The sequence below is a fragment of the Dactylosporangium maewongense genome (assembly GCF_039531485.1).
GTDB classification, from domain to species: Bacteria; Actinomycetota; Actinomycetes; order Mycobacteriales; family Micromonosporaceae; genus Dactylosporangium; species Dactylosporangium maewongense.
In genome coordinates this window covers 33,963-52,688 of sequence record NZ_BAAAQD010000030.1, presented here as the reverse complement: position 1 = coordinate 52,688, position 18,726 = coordinate 33,963, and the positions used below count along the sequence as shown (strand labels likewise).

Annotated in this window: 21 protein-coding genes and 1 riboswitch; of the genes, 10 read left to right on the top strand and 11 right to left on the bottom strand. The window is 71.7% G+C overall.

Annotated elements, in window-relative coordinates:
• Positions 1–2: 2 nt before the first annotated feature.
• Positions 3–797, top strand: coding sequence for a DNA repair protein RecO (gene recO, locus ABD332_RS48705; RefSeq protein WP_344511947.1), 795 nt, complete (start codon positions 3–5; stop codon positions 795–797).
• Positions 794–1,588 (top strand): isoprenyl transferase, encoded by a 795-nt coding sequence (locus tag ABD332_RS48700; protein WP_344511945.1) that lies wholly within the window; start codon positions 794–796, stop codon positions 1,586–1,588. The genes recO and ABD332_RS48700 overlap by 4 nt, the downstream gene beginning before the upstream one ends.
• A gap of 64 nt (positions 1,589–1,652) precedes the next feature.
• Here ABD332_RS48700 and ABD332_RS48695 read toward each other — a convergent pair whose 3' ends face one another.
• The 5 genes from ABD332_RS48695 to ABD332_RS48675 form a co-directional block, all read right to left on the bottom strand.
• Positions 1,653–2,030 carry a hypothetical protein gene (locus ABD332_RS48695; RefSeq protein ID WP_344511943.1) on the bottom strand — a complete coding sequence of 126 codons (378 nt, stop codon included), beginning with the start codon at positions 2,028–2,030 and terminating at the stop codon, positions 1,653–1,655.
• Positions 2,030–3,715, bottom strand: a complete 1,686-nt coding sequence (locus ABD332_RS48690; protein WP_344511941.1) for a PHP domain-containing protein — start codon at positions 3,713–3,715, stop codon at positions 2,030–2,032. The genes ABD332_RS48695 and ABD332_RS48690 overlap by 1 nt, the downstream gene beginning before the upstream one ends.
• A gap of 111 nt (positions 3,716–3,826) precedes the next feature.
• Positions 3,827–4,564, bottom strand: a complete 738-nt coding sequence (locus ABD332_RS48685; protein WP_344511939.1) for an energy-coupling factor transporter transmembrane component T family protein — start codon at positions 4,562–4,564, stop codon at positions 3,827–3,829.
• Positions 4,561–5,859 (bottom strand): ABC transporter ATP-binding protein, encoded by a 1,299-nt coding sequence (locus ABD332_RS48680; RefSeq protein ID WP_344511937.1) that lies wholly within the window; start codon positions 5,857–5,859, stop codon positions 4,561–4,563. Before ABD332_RS48680 ends, ABD332_RS48685 begins: the two co-directional genes overlap by 4 nt.
• A 16-nt stretch (positions 5,860–5,875) precedes the next feature.
• Positions 5,876–6,442: an ECF transporter S component gene (locus ABD332_RS48675; protein ID WP_344511935.1), complete on the bottom strand. Its 567-nt coding sequence runs from the start codon at positions 6,440–6,442 to the stop codon at positions 5,876–5,878.
• Positions 6,443–6,516: 74 nt separating this feature from the next.
• Positions 6,517–6,623: riboswitch (TPP riboswitch) on the bottom strand.
• A gap of 152 nt (positions 6,624–6,775) precedes the next feature.
• Here ABD332_RS48675 and ABD332_RS48670 point away from each other — a divergent pair.
• On the top strand, positions 6,776–8,692 hold the full coding sequence (locus ABD332_RS48670; RefSeq protein ID WP_344511933.1) for an acyl-CoA dehydrogenase family protein: 1,917 nt from the start codon (positions 6,776–6,778) through the stop codon (positions 8,690–8,692).
• Between the two features lie 415 nt (positions 8,693–9,107).
• Here the strand turns inward: ABD332_RS48670 and ABD332_RS48665 are convergent, their stop codons facing one another.
• From ABD332_RS48665 to ABD332_RS48645, 5 genes are read right to left on the bottom strand one after another with little or no spacing between them, the layout of a single operon-like run.
• Positions 9,108–9,755: a hypothetical protein gene (locus ABD332_RS48665; protein WP_344511931.1), complete on the bottom strand. Its 648-nt coding sequence runs from the start codon at positions 9,753–9,755 to the stop codon at positions 9,108–9,110.
• 45 nt (positions 9,756–9,800) lie between these two features.
• Positions 9,801–10,097, bottom strand: coding sequence for an ArsR/SmtB family transcription factor (locus tag ABD332_RS48660; protein ID WP_344511929.1), 297 nt, complete (start codon positions 10,095–10,097; stop codon positions 9,801–9,803).
• 20 nt (positions 10,098–10,117) lie between these two features.
• A complete protein-coding gene (locus ABD332_RS48655; protein WP_344511927.1) occupies positions 10,118–10,999 on the bottom strand; it encodes a metal ABC transporter permease in 882 nt (293 codons plus the stop codon).
• Positions 10,996–11,751: a metal ABC transporter ATP-binding protein gene (locus tag ABD332_RS48650; protein WP_344511925.1), complete on the bottom strand. Its 756-nt coding sequence runs from the start codon at positions 11,749–11,751 to the stop codon at positions 10,996–10,998. Before ABD332_RS48650 ends, ABD332_RS48655 begins: the two co-directional genes overlap by 4 nt.
• A 39-nt stretch (positions 11,752–11,790) precedes the next feature.
• The gene (locus tag ABD332_RS48645; protein WP_344511923.1) at positions 11,791–12,039 is read right to left on the bottom strand and encodes a DUF6703 family protein; all 249 of its coding nucleotides are present in this window, start codon (positions 12,037–12,039) and stop codon (positions 11,791–11,793) included.
• A gap of 47 nt (positions 12,040–12,086) precedes the next feature.
• Between ABD332_RS48645 and ABD332_RS48640 the strand changes: the two genes are divergently transcribed.
• The 3 genes from ABD332_RS48640 to ABD332_RS48630 all read left to right on the top strand — a co-directional run bounded on the left by ABD332_RS48640 (position 12,087) and on the right by ABD332_RS48630 (position 14,464).
• A complete protein-coding gene (locus tag ABD332_RS48640) occupies positions 12,087–12,410 on the top strand; it encodes an antibiotic biosynthesis monooxygenase family protein (RefSeq protein ID WP_344511921.1) in 324 nt (107 codons plus the stop codon).
• A gap of 30 nt (positions 12,411–12,440) precedes the next feature.
• The gene (locus ABD332_RS48635) at positions 12,441–12,935 is read left to right on the top strand and encodes an Rv0361 family membrane protein (RefSeq protein ID WP_344511919.1); all 495 of its coding nucleotides are present in this window, start codon (positions 12,441–12,443) and stop codon (positions 12,933–12,935) included.
• A 146-nt stretch (positions 12,936–13,081) separates the two neighbouring features.
• Positions 13,082–14,464, top strand: coding sequence for a glycine--tRNA ligase (locus tag ABD332_RS48630; protein ID WP_344511917.1), 1,383 nt, complete (start codon positions 13,082–13,084; stop codon positions 14,462–14,464).
• Between the two features lie 3 nt (positions 14,465–14,467).
• Here the strand turns inward: ABD332_RS48630 and ABD332_RS48625 are convergent, their stop codons facing one another.
• Positions 14,468–14,890 carry an XdhC family protein gene (locus ABD332_RS48625; protein ID WP_344511915.1) on the bottom strand — a complete coding sequence of 141 codons (423 nt, stop codon included), beginning with the start codon at positions 14,888–14,890 and terminating at the stop codon, positions 14,468–14,470.
• Positions 14,891–14,932: 42 nt separating this feature from the next.
• On the opposite strand from ABD332_RS48625, the gene ABD332_RS48620 reads away from it, so the two are divergent.
• The 4 genes from ABD332_RS48620 to ABD332_RS48605 all read left to right on the top strand — a co-directional run bounded on the left by ABD332_RS48620 (position 14,933) and on the right by ABD332_RS48605 (position 18,684).
• On the top strand, positions 14,933–15,928 hold the full coding sequence (locus tag ABD332_RS48620) for a permease (protein ID WP_344511913.1): 996 nt from the start codon (positions 14,933–14,935) through the stop codon (positions 15,926–15,928).
• Positions 15,929–16,563: 635 nt separating this feature from the next.
• Positions 16,564–17,376, top strand: a complete 813-nt coding sequence (locus ABD332_RS48615) for a TIGR03943 family putative permease subunit (RefSeq protein WP_344511912.1) — start codon at positions 16,564–16,566, stop codon at positions 17,374–17,376.
• A 33-nt stretch (positions 17,377–17,409) separates the two neighbouring features.
• Positions 17,410–18,141, top strand: a complete 732-nt coding sequence (locus ABD332_RS48610; protein WP_344511910.1) for a histidine phosphatase family protein — start codon at positions 17,410–17,412, stop codon at positions 18,139–18,141.
• 54 nt (positions 18,142–18,195) lie between these two features.
• Complete coding sequence (locus tag ABD332_RS48605) at positions 18,196–18,684, top strand: hypothetical protein (protein WP_344511908.1); 489 nt, start codon at positions 18,196–18,198, stop codon at positions 18,682–18,684.
• Positions 18,685–18,726 lie beyond the last annotated feature (42 nt).

Sequence of the window (18,726 nt, the reverse complement as noted above, 5' to 3'; positions counted from 1 at the left end):
CGGTGTCCGGGGCCGGGTTCAAGGGGAAGCTGTACCGCGACGACGCGGTCATCCTGCGGGTGCAGAAACTGGGCGAGTCCGACCGGATCATCACCCTCTTCACCCGCCGGCACGGCCGCATCCGCGCCGTCGCGAAGGGTGTCCGGAAGACCATGTCGAAGTTCGGCGGCCGCCTCGAACCCTTCGGCCACGTCGACGTGCAGCTCCTCGAAGGCCGCAGCCTCGACGTGATCAGCCAGGTGGAGGGCGTCGACCTGTACGGCCGCCGCATCATGGACGACTACCCCCGGTACACGGTCGCCTCCGCGATCGCCGAGACCGCCGAACGGCTCACCCCCGTCGAGCAGGAGCCGGCGCTGCGCCTGTTTCAGCTGACCCTCGGCGCCATCAAGGCCCTCGCCCTCGGCGAGCACGGCAGCAGCCTCGTCCTGGACGCCTACCTGCTGCGCGCGATGGGCATCGCCGGCTGGGCACCCGCGCTGCGGGAGTGCGCCGTCTGCGGCACCGCCGGCCCGCACCGCGGGTTCTCCGTGCCCGCCGGCGGCGCCGTGTGTCCCGACTGCCGCCCGCCCGGCGCGTCGCACCCGGCGCCTGCGACGATCGAACTGATGGCGGCGCTCGCTTCGTCGGACTGGCTGGTCGCCGACGCCAGCGAGCCCAACCATCGGCGCGAGGCCAGCGGGCTGGTCGCGGCGCATCTGCAGTGGCACCTGGAGCGGGCGCTACGCTCGCTCCCGCTGGTAGACCGGGACGACACCACCCGTGGCCGCGCCCGGGATCGAAAGGACAGTTCGTGAGCAGATTCCGTCCGCCGTCGCAGCACCCCACCGGCGCCCGCCCGCCGGCGCTGCCGAAAGAGGCCGTGCCGCAGCACGTGGCGATCATCATGGACGGCAACGGCCGCTGGGCGAAGCAACGCGGCCTGCCCCGCACCGCCGGCCACACCGCCGGCGAGGCCGCCCTCTTCGACGTCATCGAAGGCGCGCTCGAGCTCGGCGTCAAGTACGTCAGCGCCTACGCCTTCTCGACCGAGAACTGGAAACGGTCCCCCGAGGAGGTCCGCTTCCTCATGAACTTCAACCGCGACACCATCCACCGCCGTCGCGACGAGTTCCACGAGATGGGCATCCGCGTCCGCTGGGCGGGCCGCCGCCCCAAGCTGTGGCGCAGCGTCATCAACGAGCTCGAGTACGCCGAGGAGCTCACGAAGCGCAACGACAAGCTCACCTTCACCATGTGCGTCAACTACGGCGGCCGGGCCGAGGTCGCCGACGCCGCCGCCCGCATCGCTGCGGACGTGCAGGCGGGCCGGCTCAAGCCCGACCGCATCACGGAGAAGACCTTCGCCCGCTACCTCGACGAGCCCGACCTGCCCGACGTCGACCTGCTGGTGCGCAGCTCCGGCGAGATGCGCACCAGCAACTTCATGATCTGGCAGGCGGCGTACGCGGAGTTCGTCTCCGTCGACACCCTCTGGCCCGACTTCGACCGCCGCCACCTCTGGTACGCCTGCGAGGTCTACGCGAAGCGCGACCGCCGCTTCGGCGGCGCCATCCCCAACCCCGTCGTACCAACCTTGACCAGCTGAAACTGGCGGCGCTCGCCGGCGGTGCGGTTCCAGGCAGGGCCGGAGACGGCACCGCCGGCGGCGATCAGTGGTCCTGGCAGCAGGGGCGCTGGGAGGCGGACTCGAACGGGACGAGGACGCCGCCGCGGGCGAACTGGGTCACCAGGGTCAGCACGCCGTCGCGCCAGATGGGGCGGACGAAGTCGCCGGTGTCGATCAGCATCTCCGGGACGGCGGTCAGGCCGCCGAGGATGACGACGCGGTCGATGGCGGAGTCCGCCAGTACGGTCGAGACCGCCAGCACGCCGGTGAGCTTCTCCCAGCCTGGGAAGAGCACGGCGCGGGCGCCCTCCGGCGCAGTGCCCGTGCCGACCTGGACCTCGCCGCCCTCGAAGTACGTGAACGCGGGGCGGCCGCCCACCAGGATGTGGTGGTCGGCCGCCGTGACGTCGGGAAATCCCATTACCGGGGGTAGACCCAGATCGGGTTCGCGTAGAACCAGAGGTCCTTCCACGGGTCGGCGTCGCCGACGACGTCGATCGCGGGGCCCGCCGGGTCGACCGCCGGGCCGTGGTAGCCGGGGGCGGTGCGGTTGCCGTCGGTGCCGCGCAGCCGGACGTAGAAGGGCTGGTCGACGGGGCCGAGGTCGTAGGTGAACGCGACCGTGCCCGTGGACTTGTTGACCTCGAAGGACTTCACGACCTTCGTGTCGGGGGCCTTGAACGTGTCCTTGTCGGAGACGGCGCCCGTGACGGCGCCGCGGATCACGTCGACGCGGGCGAGGGTCGGCACGAAGTTCGCCCAGTTCGGCGTGTTCGCCAGCTTGATGCGGATGGTGAGCTCGGCGCGCTGACCGCGGCGGACCACCAGCGAGTCGCCCAGGGTGACGCCGGAGCCGCCCGCGCGGACCTGGACGTCGAGGGCGCTGATCAGGCCGCCGTGGTCGACCCAGACGCGGCCGGCCCGCAGGGCCTCCATGACGGCGGCGTAGCCGAAGTTGCGCGCGCCGACGTGGGTACGGCTGTAGTAGCCGGGCCAGAAGTCACCGGGGGTGAGGCTGGCCGGCTGGCCGTACACCGGGTCGAAGTGGTAGCCGTTGGCGTTGAAGTCGGTGTTGTCGGGGCGCTTCGCGGTCTCCTCGTAGACGACGTGGGAGTCCGAGTTCGCGGTGATCCACCACGCCTTGCCCTCGGCGAGGAGGCTGTCCCAGAGACCGCCGACGGTGGAGGTCATCCAGTCGAAGCCGCCCCAGGTGCGGTAGCTCTCCAGCGGGTAGCCGGGGAACGAGGCGGCGCCGGGCGCATTGCCGTAGAAGCCGCGGGCGGAGCCGCCGCCGGTCGGCTTGGCGATGCCGGCGGCCTGGTGGCCGGGGGCGCCCTCGAAGCCGATCGCGATGCGCGGGTTGGCGTCGCGCCAGCCGCGGATCTCGTGCGGCGAGTCGATGCCGTTACGGGCGGGGTGGTTGGCCAGGAACAGCGCGTCCTGCACCCGCCGCTTCGTGACCTGCTCGCCGAGGAACTTCACGCCGGCGATGGCGAGAGCCTCGGTGACCAGGGACGGGTCGACGGCGCCGACGACGGAGCCGTCGAACGTGTTCTCGAACTCCTTCAGGACCGCGACCTCGTTGGCGCCGGGGTGCACGAAGACGGTGCCGTGCTCGGCGGCCGGGATGTTCCACTCCAGGCCCTGGAAGACGAGGACGTCCTTGTAGTCGTCGCGGGCCGCCCGGATGTCGGGGTTGACCTTGTCGACGCCGATCTTCACGTGGCCGGTGCTGCCGTGGTCGGTGATGACCATCCAGTCCAGCCCGTACGCGGAGGCGTGCCGCACGTGGTCGGAGACCCGGTACATGCCGTCGCTGGAGAACTGGGTGTGGATGTGGTGGTCGCCGGCGAGCCACTTGTAGCCGTTGCCCAGCGGGCGGCCGTGCCCGTGCCGGTCGTAGCCGTCGAAGCCGGCGTGGTCGTCGTCGTCGCCGTGGGCGTGCGCGGTCCCGGCGCCGGCGAGGGCACCGCCGGCCGCGGCCGCGGCACCGAGCAGGCCGGCGCGGCGCAGGAAGCCGCGGCGGGAGACATCGCCGGGGGAGAGCTCGCTGTCGGGGATCGAGGCGTCGAGCACCGCGGGGACGTCGCCGGCAGCCTGCGGCATGTCCTCGTGGTGATGGTGGTGGCCGTGGCCCATGTTGGGGGCTCCGTTCAGAGTCGATGGTCCTCACCGGGGAATCTCGACCGCCTGAACGAACATCAGGTAGCGACGTGGCTATGTATGCACGAACTTCAGCAAGATCAATGCCGCCGCGAGGGTCGCGCCGGCGAGCACGACCGATCCGTCGGACCAGCCGAAACGGGTCTCGCGGGCGCTGGTGCGGGGCTGCCCCCGGTCGAAACCGCGGGCCTCCATCGCGGTCGCGAGCCGGATGCCGCGCCGGATCGCGCCGACGAGCAACCCGAACGTCGCCGACGCCGCGAGCCGCAGGTGCGCGACCGGGTTCCAACCGGCGTCGATGCCGCGGGCCCGCCGGGCGAGGCGGATCAACCGGTACTCGTCGGTGAGCAGCGGCACGAGCCGGAACGCGGCGAGCGCGCCGATCGCGAACCGGGGCGGCACCTTCGCGTGCGCGATGAGCGAGTCGGCGAGGTCGGTGGGGTCGATCGTCGCGAACATCACGAACCCGGGCAGGCCGATCGCGACGAGCCGCAGCGCGTAGCCGAGCGCCGGCTCGTGTACCTCGAAGCCGGCGACGGTGCCGACGACCGGTCCCGTACGGGCGCCGAGCAGCACCGTGAAGACGAGCACGACGGTCGCGGACAGCAGCAGCGGCCACCCGCGCCGCCACAGCTGCGCCGCGCTCAGGCCGGTGAGCGGCAGCAGCGCCAGCTCCACGCCGATCGCGACCGCGGTGACGAACGGGTCGACGGTCGACAGCACGGCGGCGGTCAGCAGGGCCGCCGCGAGCAGTTTCGCGGTCGCGTCGCGACGGCGCAGCCAGGCGGTCATGCGCGGTCCAGCCGCAGCCGGCGGTCGCCGAGCGCCCGCACGAGGTCACGGTCGTGGGTGACGATCACCAGGCCGCGGCCCTCGTCCCGCAGGTCCGCGAGGAGGTCGACCAGCTCCCGCCACGTCCGCGGGTCCTGGCCGAACGTCGGTTCGTCGAGGATCAGCAGGTCCGGGGCGGCGGCGAGGGCCGTGGCGACGCTGAGTCTGCGCTGTTCGCCGCCGCTCAGGGTGTACGGGTTGGCGAGGGCGAGCCTGTCGAGGCGCAGCCGGCTCAGCAGGTCGTCGACGACCTTCGGGTCGCGGCCGCCGAGGAGCAGCTCGTCGCGGACGGTCGAGGTGACGAACTGGTGCTCCGGGTTCTGGAAGACCGAGCCGATCCGGCCGGCGAGCTTCGAGGCCCGCCAGCGGTGCGGCGGCCGCCGCTCGCCGGGAGCGTGCACCCGGCCGGGCTTCGCCGGCTTCGTCAGCCCGCCGAGCAGCAGCGCCAGGGTCGACTTGCCGGCGCCGTTGGGGCCTTCGACGACGAGGGCCTCGCCGGCGCGGACGACCTCGTCGACGACGTTGCCGGTGTGCCGCAGCGCCAGCCGCTCCGCGGTCAGCAGGACCGGGCCGGGGCCGGAGCCGGGACGGTGCGGCACGACGACCGGCTCCTGCTCCTCGCCCAGCGTGACCACCCGGTCGACCAGGGTCAGCGCGTCCTCGAGGCGGTGTTCGACGAGGATCATGGTGGCGTCGACGTCGTGCAGAGCTTTCGCGAGCGCTGCCCGTACCAGCTGCGCACCCGCCGGATCGAGGTTGGCGGTCGGCTCGTCGAGCAGGAGCAGCCGCGGCTGCGACACGAGCACGCCGGCGATCGCGAGCCGCTGCTGCTCACCGCCGGACAGCTGAGCCGTGTCGCGGTCGCGGTCGTACGGGAAGCCGACGGCGGCGAGGGCGGCGTCGACCCGCGGCCAGATCTCGTCGCGGGCCACACCCCGGTTCTCCAGGCCGAACGCGACGTCGTCGCCGCAGCGGCTCATGACGAGCTGGGTCTGCGGGTCCTGGAAGACGATGCCGGTGCCCGCCCTGCGCTGCCGGGCCGGCGCTCCGTCGACGAGCACCTCGCCCTCCTGCTCGCCGGAGTCCTCGGCGAGCAGGCCGGCGAGCGCGGCGAGCAGGGTGCTCTTGCCGGCGCCGGAGGCACCCGCCAGGAGGACCCGCTCGCCGTGCTCGATCCGCAGGTCGAAGTGGCGGACCGCCCAGGCCTTGCGCCCGGCGTGCCGCCACCCGAATCCCTTGAACTCGACGGTGCTCACTGTTGCTGGGACGTGCTCAGACGGCGGCCCGCTCGCGGCCCGAGGGGAAGCGGTCCAGGACGCCGGTCGTGGCGAGCGAGCGCTGCAGCGCCCACGAGCCGGCGCCGGCGATGACCGCGCCGCTGGCCATGACGATCGCCGCGTACAGGGCCTTGTCGGTGTTGCTGAACGCGCCGTAGTAGATGTTGAGGTCCAGCAGGGCCGCGCCACCCCCGGCGAGGGCGCCGGCGACGAGCGCGTTGCCGAGCTTGAAGCTGCGGTAGCCGGTGAACGCGAAGCCGAACTCGCCGCCGACGCCCTGCACGAGGCCGGACAGCAGCACGCCGAGGCCCCAGGTCGAGCCGAACAGGGCCGAGACCAGCGCCGCGACGAACTCGGTGTAGAGCCCGGCGCCCGGCTTGCGGATGACCAGCGGGCCGAGCACGCCCGGGATCAGCCACACGCCGTAGATGAACGCGCGCCACGGCAGGGCGACGCTCTCCATGGCGTTCCACAGGTTGTTCCATGCGTAGAACACGGCGGCGAACGCCACCGCGATGACCGACGCGACGATGATGTCGACGGTCCGCCAACGGGTTTCCATTTCGGTGCCTCCTGGTCCGGGGGTGAGCCAGAAGGAGACGCGACGCCACGCCCGCGGGTGCGGACGTGGCGCGTGGCCTGAGGTGACCGAGCTTCCTGCGCTGGCATTACCCAGATCAGGTTCGAGGGTCTGCGGCTTGCTCGCCGCACTCTCAGCGCTGTGCGCTCCCCTGTCGGATGTGAAGTTGTTTCCCGACGGTAACAGTGAACGTTTCCCACTCGTAGGTTCCCGTCATGAAAATCACGGCGCTTGATCCTCTCCGGCGAGGCATGGCCTTCGCTACTGGCGGGTAATAGCCTGGTCGGTACTGGACTGACACCTGGGGGTGCCGCAATGACGCAGGTCGCTTCCTCGCCAACCGCTAGCAGTACGCACACGGAGAAACAGGCGCGCAAGGTCATCGAGGCCAGCCGCGAGCAGGAATGGCGCAAGCCGAGCTTCGGCAAGGAGCTGTTCCTCGGCCGCTTCCGCCTCGACCTGATCGACCCACCGCCGGCCGACAAGCAGACCACCGAAGGCCAGGAGTTCCTGGCGAAGCTCCACTCGTACATCAGCAGCGTCGACGGGCAGCAGATCGAACGCGACGCGCGCATCCCCGATGAGGTGCTCCGCGACCTGGGCTCGCTCGGCGCCTTCGGGATGAAGATCGACACCAGGTACGGCGGCCTGGGGCTGTCGAACCTCGACTACTGCCGCGCCCTCGCGCTGGTCGGGTCGGTCAACCCGTCGATCGGCGCGCTGCTGTCGGCGCACCAGTCGATCGGCGTGCCGCAGCCGCTGAAGCTGGTCGGCACCGATGAGCAGAAGTCCCGCTTCCTGCCCCGGCTCGCCGGCGGTGAGGTGTCCGCGTTCCTGCTGACCGAGCCCGAGGTCGGCTCCTACCCGGCGAACCTGCGCACCTCCGCCGTGCCGACCGGGGACGGCGACTACCTGCTCAACGGGGTCAAGCTGTGGGCCACCAACGGCACCCTCGCGACCCTGTTCGTGGTGATGGCGCTGGTACCCCGTTCCGAGGGGCACCGGGGCGGCATCACGGCGTTCGTGGTCGAGGGTGACGCGCCCGGGGTCACGATCGAGCGGCGCAACGCGTTCATGGGCCTGCGCGGCCTGGAGAACAGCGTGACGCGCTTCCACGACGTGCGGGTGTCCGCCGCCAACGTCATCGGTGGTGAGGGGCAGGGCCTGCGGATCGCGCTGAGCACCCTGAACACCGGCCGGCTGTCGCTGCCCGCCATGTGCGTCGGCGCCGGCAAGTGGTGCCTCAACGTCGCCCGCGAGTGGGCCGCCGAACGGGTCCAGATGGGCCGCCCGATCGGCTCGTACGAGGCGATCGCGAAGAAGATCGCGTTCATCGCCGGCTCCACGTACGGCATGGAGGCGATGCTGGAGCTGTCCTGCCGCCTCGCCGACGACGACCAGAACGACATCCGCATCGAGGCCGCGCTGGTCAAGCTGTACGCGAGCGAGCTGGCCTGGAAGGTCGCCGACGAGCTGGTCCAGATCCGCGGCGGCCGCGGCTACGAGACCGCCGACTCCCTGGCCGCCCGCGGCGAACGCCCCATCCCGGCCGAGCAGATCCTCCGCGACGTGCGGATCAACCGCATCTTCGAGGGCTCGACGGAGATCATGCACCTGGCGATCGCCCGCGAGGCCGTCGACGCCCACCTCTCCGTCGCCGGCGACATCATCGACCCCGACGCCGGCCTGGGCGCGAAGGCCAAGGCCGCGGGCCGGGCCGGCGGCTTCTACGCCAGGTGGCTGCCGACCCTGGTCGCCGGCAAGGGCCAGCTGCCGTCCGGCTACAGCGAGTTCGGCCTGCTCGCCCAGCACCTGCGTTACGTCGAGCGCGCTTCTCGCCGCCTGGCCCGCGAGACCTTCTACGGCATGGCCCGCTGGCAGGGCAAACTCGAACACAAGCAGGGCTTCCTGGGCCGCGTCGTGGACATCGGCGCCGAGCTGTTCGCGATGTCCGCGGCGTGCGTGAAGGCCCGCAGCGAGCGCGCGACCCGGCCCGAAGGGGTCGAGCTCGCCGACCTGTTCTGCCGCCAGGCCACCCTGCGCGCCGAGGCCCTCTTCCGCGAGCTGTGGGACAACGCCGACGCCATCGAGTCCGCCGCCGCGAAGCGGGTCATCGCGGGCCGCTACCTGTCCCTGGAGGAGGGGATCATCCCGCCCGCGGCCGCGGGCCCGTGGCTCGCGGACTGGGAGCCGGGCGCGTCGGCCGCGGAGGACGTCCGCCGCCGCTTCTGACCTCCACGCGTGGGGGCGTCCTGCGTGTGCGGGCGTCCCACGTGTGCGGGCGTCCCACGTGTGCGGGCGTCCCACGTGTGCGGGCGTCCCACGTGTGCGGGCGTCCCCCGCGTGCGGCGGTCAGCCGGAGACCCGGCTGGCCGCCCGTGTCTCGCGTGCGTGGGCGGGCCGCTTGCGATCAAGCCGCGCCGAGGCAGGCCGCCACCCACGCCCGTGCCTCGCGTGTGCGGCCGGGTTGCTTGCGATCAGGCCGCACACGGGGCGGGCCGCCACGCCCGTGTCCCGCGCGCGGGCGGGCTGCTTGCGAGCGGGGCGTCGTCGCTCCACCTAGCCCCGGCTCGAGGCGACCCGAGGCTGGCATCGAGCCGGGCGGCGCGTCGGCGTTCCGCTTCACCAACACGCTACTCCACCGCGCCTAATTGATCTCCAGGCGGGTAGCAGGGCGCTCACCGAGCGATGTCACCGCAGGTCGCAGGCCGAGGCTGCGGAGCTCCAGGGTGGCGAGGGCCTCGACCGCCTGCTTGTCGCCCCTGCGCCACAGGGCGGCGATCTCCGGGTCGATCCTCACCAGTTTGCCCAGCGGCTGGGTGGCCAGGGCGCGCAGGGCCAGCAGGTCGCGGCCGGCGGTGGCGTTGCGCAGCCGGGCCGCCGAGCCGGCCCGGCGGATCCAGCGGATCCGCAGCGGCAGCCACACCAGGACCAGCATCGCGACCGGCACCGCGATCATCAGGACCGACAGGATCCAGGCCAGGTCGTTGACGATCTCCTGCTGCTGGTGGCCGGCGTCGGCGAGGGAGCGGGCGGCGTTCGCGGCGCTCGTGAAGGGGGCGGCGACCGAGTCGGGTACGCCGGGCACACCATTGATCTTGTCGCCGGCGTTCTTGAGGTTGTCGGCCAGCCCGGTCCCGGCGCTCTCGAGCTTCTGCCCGGGCACCGCCAGCTTCTGGATGAGGTCGAACAGCGTCATCCCCAGCCTGACCCAGACATAGACCCACGCGACCACGAACACGTCGGTGAGGAACTGCCGCAGGGCGGTGGGGGCACGGTCGGCATAGAGCTTCACCGTTCCAGCCTGACGGACAGGCGCTGTGACCGCACTGTGTGGCGGTCAGGAGCCGGTCGACTCCCGGGCGTGGGAGACGGCGTCGGCGACGATGTGGGCGATGTGGTCGTCGGTCAGCGCGTACGCGATCTCGCGGCCCCGGCGGGAGCCCCGCACCACGCCCGCGCCGCGCAGGACGCGCAGGTGCTGCGAGACGAGCGGCTGCGGCGCGCCGAGGGTGTCGACGAGCTCGTGGACGCAGCGGGGGCCGCCGGCGAGCTCGGTCACGATGCGGATGCGCAGCGGGGCGGCGAGGGCACGCAACAGCTCGCCGGCCGCCTCGTAACCCTCAATGCTCGACATGTGCGCAACGGTAACCGTTGTCAGTAACCACGGTCGAGCACCACCTCAGGTGTGGAGCGCTCCTCGGTGGCGTTTCCGGCTGTTGTACGACGGCGCGCCGCCCTCCAGGCCGCGGCCCCGACCGTCACGACGAAGAAGCCGGCGATGGCGAGCAGGACGACGGTGGCGCCGGGGCCGGTGTCGGCCTCGGTGGAGATCCAGATGCCGCCGCCGGAGACGGTCAGGCCGAGCAGCACCGCGACGAGCATCGTCGCCTTGAAGCCGCGGGTGATCTGCTGCGCGGTCGCCACTGGCACGACCATGAGGGCGCTGACCAGCAGGAGCCCGACGGCCCGCATGGCCACGGTGACGGTGACGGCGGTCGTGACGGCGAGGATGAGGTTGAGGGCGCGGACCGGCAGGCCGGACACCCGCGCGTACTCCTCGTCGTGGCAGACGGCGAAGAGCCACGGGCGGAGCAGAACGGCGACGGCGAGCACCGCGCAGCCCAGGACGAGCATCACCGACAGGTCCTGCCGGCTCGTCGTCAGCGGTGAGCCGAAGAGGTACGTGACAAGGCTGCGACTGCCCTGCTCGTCGGACAGGTTGACCAGGACGACGCCGCCGGAGATGCCGCCGTAGAACAGCATGGCGAGGGCGACGTCGCCGGAGGTCTTGCCGCGCTCGCGGACGAGCTCGATGACGACGGCGCCGAGGGCCGCCGCGACGACCGCCATCAGCACCGGCGACTGGTGCAGCAGCAGGCCGAACCCGACGCCGGTGAGCGCCACGTGGCCGAGGCCGTCGCCGATCAGCGACAGCCGCCGCTGGACGAGGTAGATGCCGATGGCGGGCGCCGACGCACCCGTGATCAGCGCGCCGACGAGGGCGCGGATCATGAAGTCGTACGTGAACAGGCTCATGCGCTGCCCAGGAGGCCGGGCGCCTCGACGGCGGCGTGGGGGTGGACGTGGTCGTGGCCGGGTTCGGCGTGATGGCCGGCGGGCTCCGGGGGTGCCCCGTCGTGGATGATCTCGCCGTGGTGCACGACGACCGCGCGGGTGATCAGCGGCCGCAGCGGGCCGAGCTCGTGCGCCACGAAGACGACGGTGCCGCCCTGATCGGCGAAGCGGTGCAGGCAGGCCGCGAACGCCTCCTGGCTGCCGGCGTCCACGCCGGCCGTCGGCTCGTCGAGGACCAGCAGCTCGGGGGCGCCGGCGAGGGCGCGGGCGATGAGCACCCGCTGCTGCTGCCCGCCGGACAGCACCGACACGGGCTCGCGGGCGCGGTCGGCGAGCCCGACCGCGGTGAGCGCCTCCTCGACCGCGCGCCGGTCGGCGCGGGACGGGAAGCGCAGGAACCCCCGCCGCGCGAGCCGTCCCTCCGCGACGACCTCACCGACCGTGGCCGGGACGCCGCTGCCGGCGCCGACGCGCTGCGGGACGTAGCCGAGTCGGTGCCAGGACCGGAACCGTTTGAGCGGGGTGCCGAAGAGGCGGATCTCGCCCTTCGCGAGGGGTACCAGACCCAGTGCCGACTTCACGAGGGTGGACTTGCCGGAGCCGTTGGCGCCGAGGATCGCCACGACCTCGCCGGCGGCGACGCTCAGCGTCACCCCGTCGAGCACTGGTCGGCCGTCGTAGGCGACGACGGCCCGGTCCACCTCAAGTACCACGCTGCCGAGCGTGCCTGATAATGGGAATCGTTGTCAACTTCAGGTGAGCTTCACGACGGCCACGGCCACCACGAGCCCGAGGACCACCAGCCGCATCACCCGTGCGCGGGACGGGTGCAGGTGCCACGTCTGGGCGAGCAGCCACCCGGCGCCGGCGGCCAGGGCGAGCAGCACCGCGGCACCGAGCGCGCCCGGCAGGACCAGCCCCAGGAACGTGAGCGCGCCGACGCCGAGGAACGCCGCGGTCGGGCCGATCCGGCCCAGCCGGGACAGAACACGCTGGGTCATCTCGGGCAGCTCCTCAGGGTCCGAATGCGCGTCCGTATGCTCGCGTCATGCTGGTGGTGACAAGGTTCGTGCTGGACGGCGACGACGAAGGCTTCGTCGAGCGGGCCCACGCCGCGCTCGGTGCGCTCGCGGCCTGCCCAGGGTATCTCCGCGGACGCCTGGCCCGCGCGTTCGACGACCCGGCGCACTGGAGCATCGTCACGGAGTGGCAGTCGGTCGGCGCGTACCGGCGGGCATTGTCCAACTTCGACGTGAAGATGCACGCGACGCCGCTGCTCGCGCAGTCGCTCGACGAGCCGTCGGCGTTCGAGGAACTCGCCGAGGTCGCCCCCGGCGGCGCGCTCACGGTCACCGCGAGCGACCGCGCGTAGGTGATGGGGTAGTTGGCTACTGTTGGGGGCATGATGCCCTCGCCGACCGAGGTGCCGGCGCCGCCACCCGGCCCCGGTGTGGTGACGCCGTTCGCGGCGCCGCCCCGTGACCGGGACCTGCGCGGCCTGTGGATCGGCCTCGGCGTGGGCGGGCTCGTGCTCGTCCTGTGCTGCGTCGGCGGCGTCCTCGGCGGCGGGTTCCTGCTCTCCGGCCTGGAGGGCGTCGCCCGCTCCCAGCTGACCAGCGTCGTCGACGACTACCTGGGCGCCGTCCAGGCGACCGAGTACGAGACCGCCCGCGGGCACCTGTGCCCCGAGCTGCAGCGCAGCCACAGCGTCGCCTGGTACGAGGAGCACTACAAGGGCTCCGAGGTCATCGCCTACGTCGTGCACGAGGACCGGGTCGACGTGAACCTCGTGCAGGTCCCTGCGACCGTCAAGCGTCGCGGGCTGCCCGAGACCCTGATGACCTTCACCATGGAGCAGCAGACGACGCGGTGGGTGATCTGCGGAGGGGTCGACTGATCCCGCCCCGTGGCCCTGCGGTTAATCTGGTGCGGCTCGCCCGGGCGTAACCGTACCGTCGACGTGGACGTTGACGGTTTACCCGTCTTGACCAACTTTCAGCATGCCTTGCCGACAGCCAGTCGCCGTGAGGCCGAGGAGGAACCATGGCCGCCGATCGCATCGATTCCGTCGTCAGCCTCGCGAAGCGCCGCGGCTTTGTCTTCCCGTCCAGCGAGATCTACGGGGGCACCCGGTCCGCCTGGGACTACGGCCCACTCGGTGTCGAGCTCAAGGACAACGTCCGCCGGCAGTGGTGGCGCACCATGGTCCAGCAGCGCGACGACATCGTCGGCCTGGACTCCGCCGTCATCCTGTCCCGCGACGTGTGGGCCGCCTCCGGCCACGTCGACGCGTTCGTCGACCCGCTGACCGAGTGCGCGTCGTGCCACAAGCGCTTCCGGGCCGACCACCTCGAAGAGGCGTTCGTCGAGAAGCACGGCGAGGGCAAGCCGTTCGTCCTCAGCGAGATCAACTGCCCGAACTGCGGCAACAAGGGCACCTTCAGTGAGCCGCGCATGTTCAACGGCCTGATGAAGACCTACCTGGGCGCCGTCGAGAACGACGAGGGCCTGCACTACCTGCGCCCCGAGACCGCCCAGGGCATCTTCATCAACTACAAGAACATCGAGGGCGCCGCGCGCAAGAAGCCGCCGTTCGGCATCGCGCAGGTCGGCAAGAGCTTCCGCAACGAGATCACCCCCGGCAACTTCATCTTCCGCACGCGCGAGTTCGAGCAGATGGAGATGGAGTACTTCGTCGAGCCGGGCAAGGACGAGGAGGCGCACGAGTACTGGCTCCAGGAGCGCTGGAACTGGTACATCGACCTCGGCCTCTCCGCCGACAACCTGCGCTTCTACGAGCACCCGAAGGAGAAGCTGTCGCACTACTCGAAGCGCACCGTCGACATCGAGTACCGCTTCCGCTTCGGTGGCCAGGAGTTCTCCGAGCTCGAAGGCATCGCCAACCGCACCGACTTCGACCTGACCACGCACTCCAAGCACTCCGGCGTCGACCTGTCCTACTTCGACCAGGAGAAGAAGGAGCGCTGGGTCCCCTACGTCATCGAGCCCGCCGCCGGCCTCACCCGGGCCGTCCTCGCGTTCCTGCTCGAGGCGTACGACGAGGACGAGGCGCCCAACACCAGCGGCAGCGTCGACAAGCGCACGGTCATGCGCTTCGACCGGCGGCTCGCCCCGGTCAAGGCGGCCGTGCTGCCGCTGTCGCGCAACGCGGACCTGTCGCCGAAGGCGCGCGACCTCGCCGCCCAGCTGCGGAAGCGCTGGACCGTGGACTTCGACGACGCGCAGGGCATCGGTCGCCGGTACCGGCGGCAGGACGAGATCGGCACGCCGTTCTGCCTGACCGTGGACTTCGAGACGCTCAACGACAACGCCGTCACCGTCCGCGACCGCGACACGATGACGCAGGAGCGGGTGTCGCTCGACCAGGTCGAGACCTACCTGATCGAGCGCCTGCCCGGCTGCTAGCGCTTATTGGAAGTCGGTTCCGCCCGGTCGGCCGTTACGGTCGGCGACGAGCCCGGCGAGGGTCGCGAGCGCGATCTCCGGCGGCGTCCTCGAGCCGATGTTCAGGCCGATCGGGCGGTGCACCCTGGCGATCTCATCGTCGGGGACACCGAGACCACGCAGGGCTTCGACGTGTGGTCCGGGGTGCCTCGGGTTGCCCATCACGCCGATCCAGCGGGCCGGCGAGGCGAGGGCGTCGCGCAGTACGGCACCCAGCTCCGGCCGGTCGTGATCGGTGACCACGACGTCGGTGTCGGCGTCGACGACCACGCCCTCGAGGTCGGGATCGGCCAGGGCGACCCGGAAGCCGAGCGTCGTCGCGAAGTCCAGCAGGTGCGCGGCGACCGGGGTGTCGAACACCGCCACCAGTGCCCGTGTTGTGTTCATGCGGTTCGCCGAACTGTCATACCTGGACGGTAGCCTCCAGGCGTGACCGTGACTTCTCCGCCGCCCCCCACCGCCGCCACCAGGCCGCGGCGGAGGGTCGGCTCGGTCGAGGTGCTCGCCGCGCTGCTCGTGCTGGTCGTCCTGCTCCGCGACCCGCTCACCGAGTCGCTGTCGGCGCCGGCGCTGCAGACCTGGCTGACCGTGTTCGTGTCCGTGATGACCCAGGCGATCCCGTTCCTCGTCTTCGGAGTCGTGCTGTCGGGCGTCATCGCCGTCTTCGTGCCGCCGTCGTTCTTCGCGAAGGCGCTGCCGAAGCACCCCGCCCTGGCCGTGCCGACCGCGAGCGTCGCCGGCGTCGTCCTGCCCGGCTGCGAGTGCGCGTCCGTGCCGGTCGCCGGCGCCCTGGTCCGCCGCGGCGTGACCCCGGCGGCCGCGTTCGCGTTCCTGCTCGCCTCGCCCGCGGTCAACCCGATCGTGCTCGTCTCGACCGCCGTCGCGTTCCCGGGCCAGCCGCGGGTCGTCGTCGCCCGCGCCCTCGCCAGCCTCGTCGTGGCGTGCCTGATGGGCTGGCTGTGGCAGGCGTTCGGCAAGGGCAGCTGGCTGCGCATGCCCTCGCGGGCGCACCTCGACGGGATGCGGAAGTGGCCGGCGTTCTGGGCCAGCGTCCGCCACGACGTCCTGCACGCCGGGGGTTTCCTGGTCATCGGCGCCGCCGCGGCCGCCGTCATCGCCGTCGCCGTGCCCAAGTCCTGGCTCGCCGGCCTCGCCGCCGACCCGTTCGTCGCGATCCTGGTGCTCGGCCTGCTCGCCGTCCTGCTGTCGATCTGCTCGGAGGCCGACGCCTTCGTCGCCGCCTCGCTGACCCAGTTCTCGCTGACGGCCCGCCTCGCCTTCATGGTCGTCGGCCCGATGATCGACCTGAAGCTGTTCGCCATGCAGGCCGGCATCTTCGGCCGCGGCTTCGCCATCCGCTTCGCCCCGGCCACGTTCGTCCTTGCGATCGCCGTGTCCGCCCTGGTCGGGACAGTCCTGCTATGACCGCGCCCGCCCGCTCCACCGCACCACCTTCGTCGCCACCCGCCGCGCCACCCGCGCTGCTGCCTGTGGACGAAGGTCGCGGCGCTCGTGTCTGTCTTGGTCGCGGCGGTGCTGCTGTGACCACCCTGTCGAGGTCCGCCCCGGCGTCCGCTGGGTCGCTCGCGGTGGCGTCTGGCGTGACGCTCGTATCCGGGGTTGAGGTCGCTGGGTCTGCTCTGGTCGGGGCGGTCCCGCTGACCCATGCTGCCGCGATTCGCCGTGGCGCCCGCGTCGGCGCTCGCTGTGCGGCTCGCGGTGGTGCCTGGCGTGATGCGTGCGTCTGGGGTGGCGGTCGCCGTGTCCGCTCCGGTCGGGGTGGTGCTGCCGACGACTCTGCCGCGCTCCGCTGTGATGCCTGCGGTGGTGTTCGCTGTGATGCTCGCGGTGGGGGTTGTGGTCGTCGGGTCCGGGTTGGTCGGGGCGGTGCTGTTGGGACCACGCCCTTCAAGGCCGCTGTGGTGGGTGCGGTGGGGCTTGCGGGTGGGGTGGCGTGATGGGCGCGGCGGGAGGATCGGCGGTGGGCGGGTCGTGGGGCGGTCTGTGGGAGCGGTCATGAATGCGGAGAGAATGTCGGCGACGGGCGGGACGGTGCTGGTGTGAACAGGCAGGCGCAGGCGGTCATTCTGCTGCTCGTCGGTGGTGCGGTGCTGCGGGCCAGCCTCACCGACCAGTACCTGAACTATGTGAAGCCGGGGTTGCAGCCGTACCTGATCCTGTCGGGGGCGATCCTGGTGCTCGCCGGGCTCTTCTCGCTCTGGTACGAGCTGCGCCCCGCCAGGCTCGCCGTCGCTGAGAGCGCTGCCGGCGCGTCGGGAGGGTCCGCCGGTGTTCCGGAGGGTGCGGCCGGCGTCTCGGCGCACGACGGACACGGGCACGAGCACGAGCAGGATGACGACGGGCACGGGCATGGCAGCGGTGGGCCGAAGGTCGCGTGGCTGCTGCTGCTTCCGGTGTTCGGGCTGTTGCTGGTCGCGCCGCCCGCGCTCGGCTCGTATGCGGCCGGTCGGTCGGGGGCGGCACTGGTCGCGAAGTCCGACTTCGCGCCGCTGCCGGCCGGTGACCCGGTCAAGCTGACCATGCTCGACTATGCGTCCAGGGCCGTGTTCGACCGGGGTACGTCGCTGGGTGACCGGCGGGTCGAGCTGACCGGCTTCGCGATGCGTGGCCCCGGCGGCACCTGGCTCCTGGCCCGGATGATGGTCAGCTGCTGCGCCGCCGACGCCCGTCCCGTCAAGGTCGCCCTGGCGGGCCAGTTGCCCGACGGGCTGCGCGAGGAGCAGTGGCTGCGGCTCACCGGCACGTACACCGACCGCCAGCTGAAGGACACCGTCAACGGCGAGACCATTCCGTTCATCGAGGTGTCGGGTTCGACCGTGATCCAGGCGCCCGCCGAGCAGTACGAGTCCTGACCGAGCCGACGTTCAGAGAAGAGGCATCCGGAGATGGAAGCGAAACGGCCGGCGTTGCTGGTGCTCGTGCGGCATGCCGAATCGGCGCGTAACCAGGCGAAGAAGGGCAGCGTCTACTTCGCCGACGACGCGGCGCGGCAGGTGGTGCGGGGCGTGCCGGATCACCTGATCGAGCTGACGGCCGACGGGCGCAAGCAGGCGGAGCAGACGGGGCACGCGATCCGGGAGCGGTTCGGGGTGTTCGACTACGTGTACACCAGCGGGTACGCGCGGACGGTGCAGACCGCTGAGGGCCTGCTCGCGGCGTATCCGGCGGCGGAGCTGGAGCGGATGCGGGTCCGGACCAACATCTTCGTGCGGGAGCGGGATCCGGGCTTCGCCTACGACATGACGACGGCGGAGGCGGAAGCGGCGTTCCCGTGGCTGAACGAGTACTGGCAGACGTTCGGCGGGTTCATGGCGCGGCCACCTGGCGGGGAGAGCCTCGCGGACGTGACGGGGCGGGTGCACACGTTCCTGGACACGCTGTTCCGCGACCGGGCGGGGCAGAAGGTCATGGTGGTCACGCACGGCGGGACGCTGCGGTGCTTCCGGTTCCTGCTGGAGCGGTGGGGCTACCAGGAGGCGCAGCGCTGGCCGGAGGGTCAGACGCCGGCGAACTGCGGCGTCACGACCTACCGGGTGGCGGAGTCCGGCGACCGGCTGGAGCTGGAGGACTACAACCGGGTCTACTGGACGGTCGGCTCCGCCACCGACGGGATGTGAGGCCCCCCAGTGCCGATCACGCCGGTGTACCGTGTGCGCGTCGATGGGGGAAAGATGCGAATCAGCTTCACGGTCGAGCCGGAGCCGGGTCGGGCGCGTCGAGCCATCAGGGCCACCATGGGCGGCAAGCTGCTGCGCCTGTACGTCCTGGGGGCGGTCCTCGCCGCTGTCGGGATCGTCATGTTCGCCAATGACGTCGCGTCGGGTGCCGCGCCGGCCGCGATCGGCGCCGGGGTGTTCTGCTTCCCGTGGCTCGTCTCGCGCGCCGCGGCGCAGGCGAAGACCGGCCTGCTCGGCGAGACGGTGACGTACGACCTGACCGACGTCGACGTGCAGGCGCACACCAAGAGCCTCAACGTCGGGTACACCTGGGAGTCGGTCCAGGCGGTCAAGGAGACACCCGAGTTCTGGATCCTGACCGTCGCAAAGATCAACCCGTTGGTCCTGCCATGGACGGAGCTGCCTCCGGCCGCCGCCGCCGAGGCTAGGGAGTTCCTGGTGGCCCGCGGCCTCCTCGCCGTCCGTCACACCCCCACCTCGTAACACGGCCGTCCGCCCGTCGGCACTGACCGACCGGCGGGGCAA

Bases quoted from the DNA above. Each gene is read 5' to 3' on its own strand.
- ABD332_RS48660 (WP_344511929.1), bottom strand. From the start codon at position 10,097: ATGTCGAGCATTGAGGGTTACGAGGCGGCCGGCGAGCTGTTGCGTGCC.
- ABD332_RS48625 (WP_344511915.1), bottom strand. From the start codon at position 14,890: ATGAACACAACACGGGCACTGGTGGCGGTGTTCGACACCCCGGTCGCC.
- ABD332_RS48640 (WP_344511921.1), top strand. From the start codon at position 12,087: ATGCTGGTGGTGACAAGGTTCGTGCTGGACGGCGACGACGAAGGCTTC.
- ABD332_RS48655 (WP_344511927.1), bottom strand. From the start codon at position 10,999: ATGAGCCTGTTCACGTACGACTTCATGATCCGCGCCCTCGTCGGCGCG.
- ABD332_RS48605 (WP_344511908.1), top strand. From the start codon at position 18,196: ATGCGAATCAGCTTCACGGTCGAGCCGGAGCCGGGTCGGGCGCGTCGA.
- ABD332_RS48645 (WP_344511923.1), bottom strand. From the start codon at position 12,039: ATGACCCAGCGTGTTCTGTCCCGGCTGGGCCGGATCGGCCCGACCGCG.
- ABD332_RS48670 (WP_344511933.1), top strand. From the start codon at position 6,776: ATGACGCAGGTCGCTTCCTCGCCAACCGCTAGCAGTACGCACACGGAG.
- ABD332_RS48685 (WP_344511939.1), bottom strand. From the start codon at position 4,564: ATGACCGCCTGGCTGCGCCGTCGCGACGCGACCGCGAAACTGCTCGCG.
- ABD332_RS48610 (WP_344511910.1), top strand. From the start codon at position 17,410: ATGGAAGCGAAACGGCCGGCGTTGCTGGTGCTCGTGCGGCATGCCGAA.
- ABD332_RS48630 (WP_344511917.1), top strand. From the start codon at position 13,082: ATGGCCGCCGATCGCATCGATTCCGTCGTCAGCCTCGCGAAGCGCCGC.
- ABD332_RS48690 (WP_344511941.1), bottom strand. From the start codon at position 3,715: ATGCCGCAGGCTGCCGGCGACGTCCCCGCGGTGCTCGACGCCTCGATC.
- ABD332_RS48635 (WP_344511919.1), top strand. From the start codon at position 12,441: ATGATGCCCTCGCCGACCGAGGTGCCGGCGCCGCCACCCGGCCCCGGT.
- ABD332_RS48695 (WP_344511943.1), bottom strand. From the start codon at position 2,030: ATGGGATTTCCCGACGTCACGGCGGCCGACCACCACATCCTGGTGGGC.
- ABD332_RS48675 (WP_344511935.1), bottom strand. From the start codon at position 6,442: ATGGAAACCCGTTGGCGGACCGTCGACATCATCGTCGCGTCGGTCATC.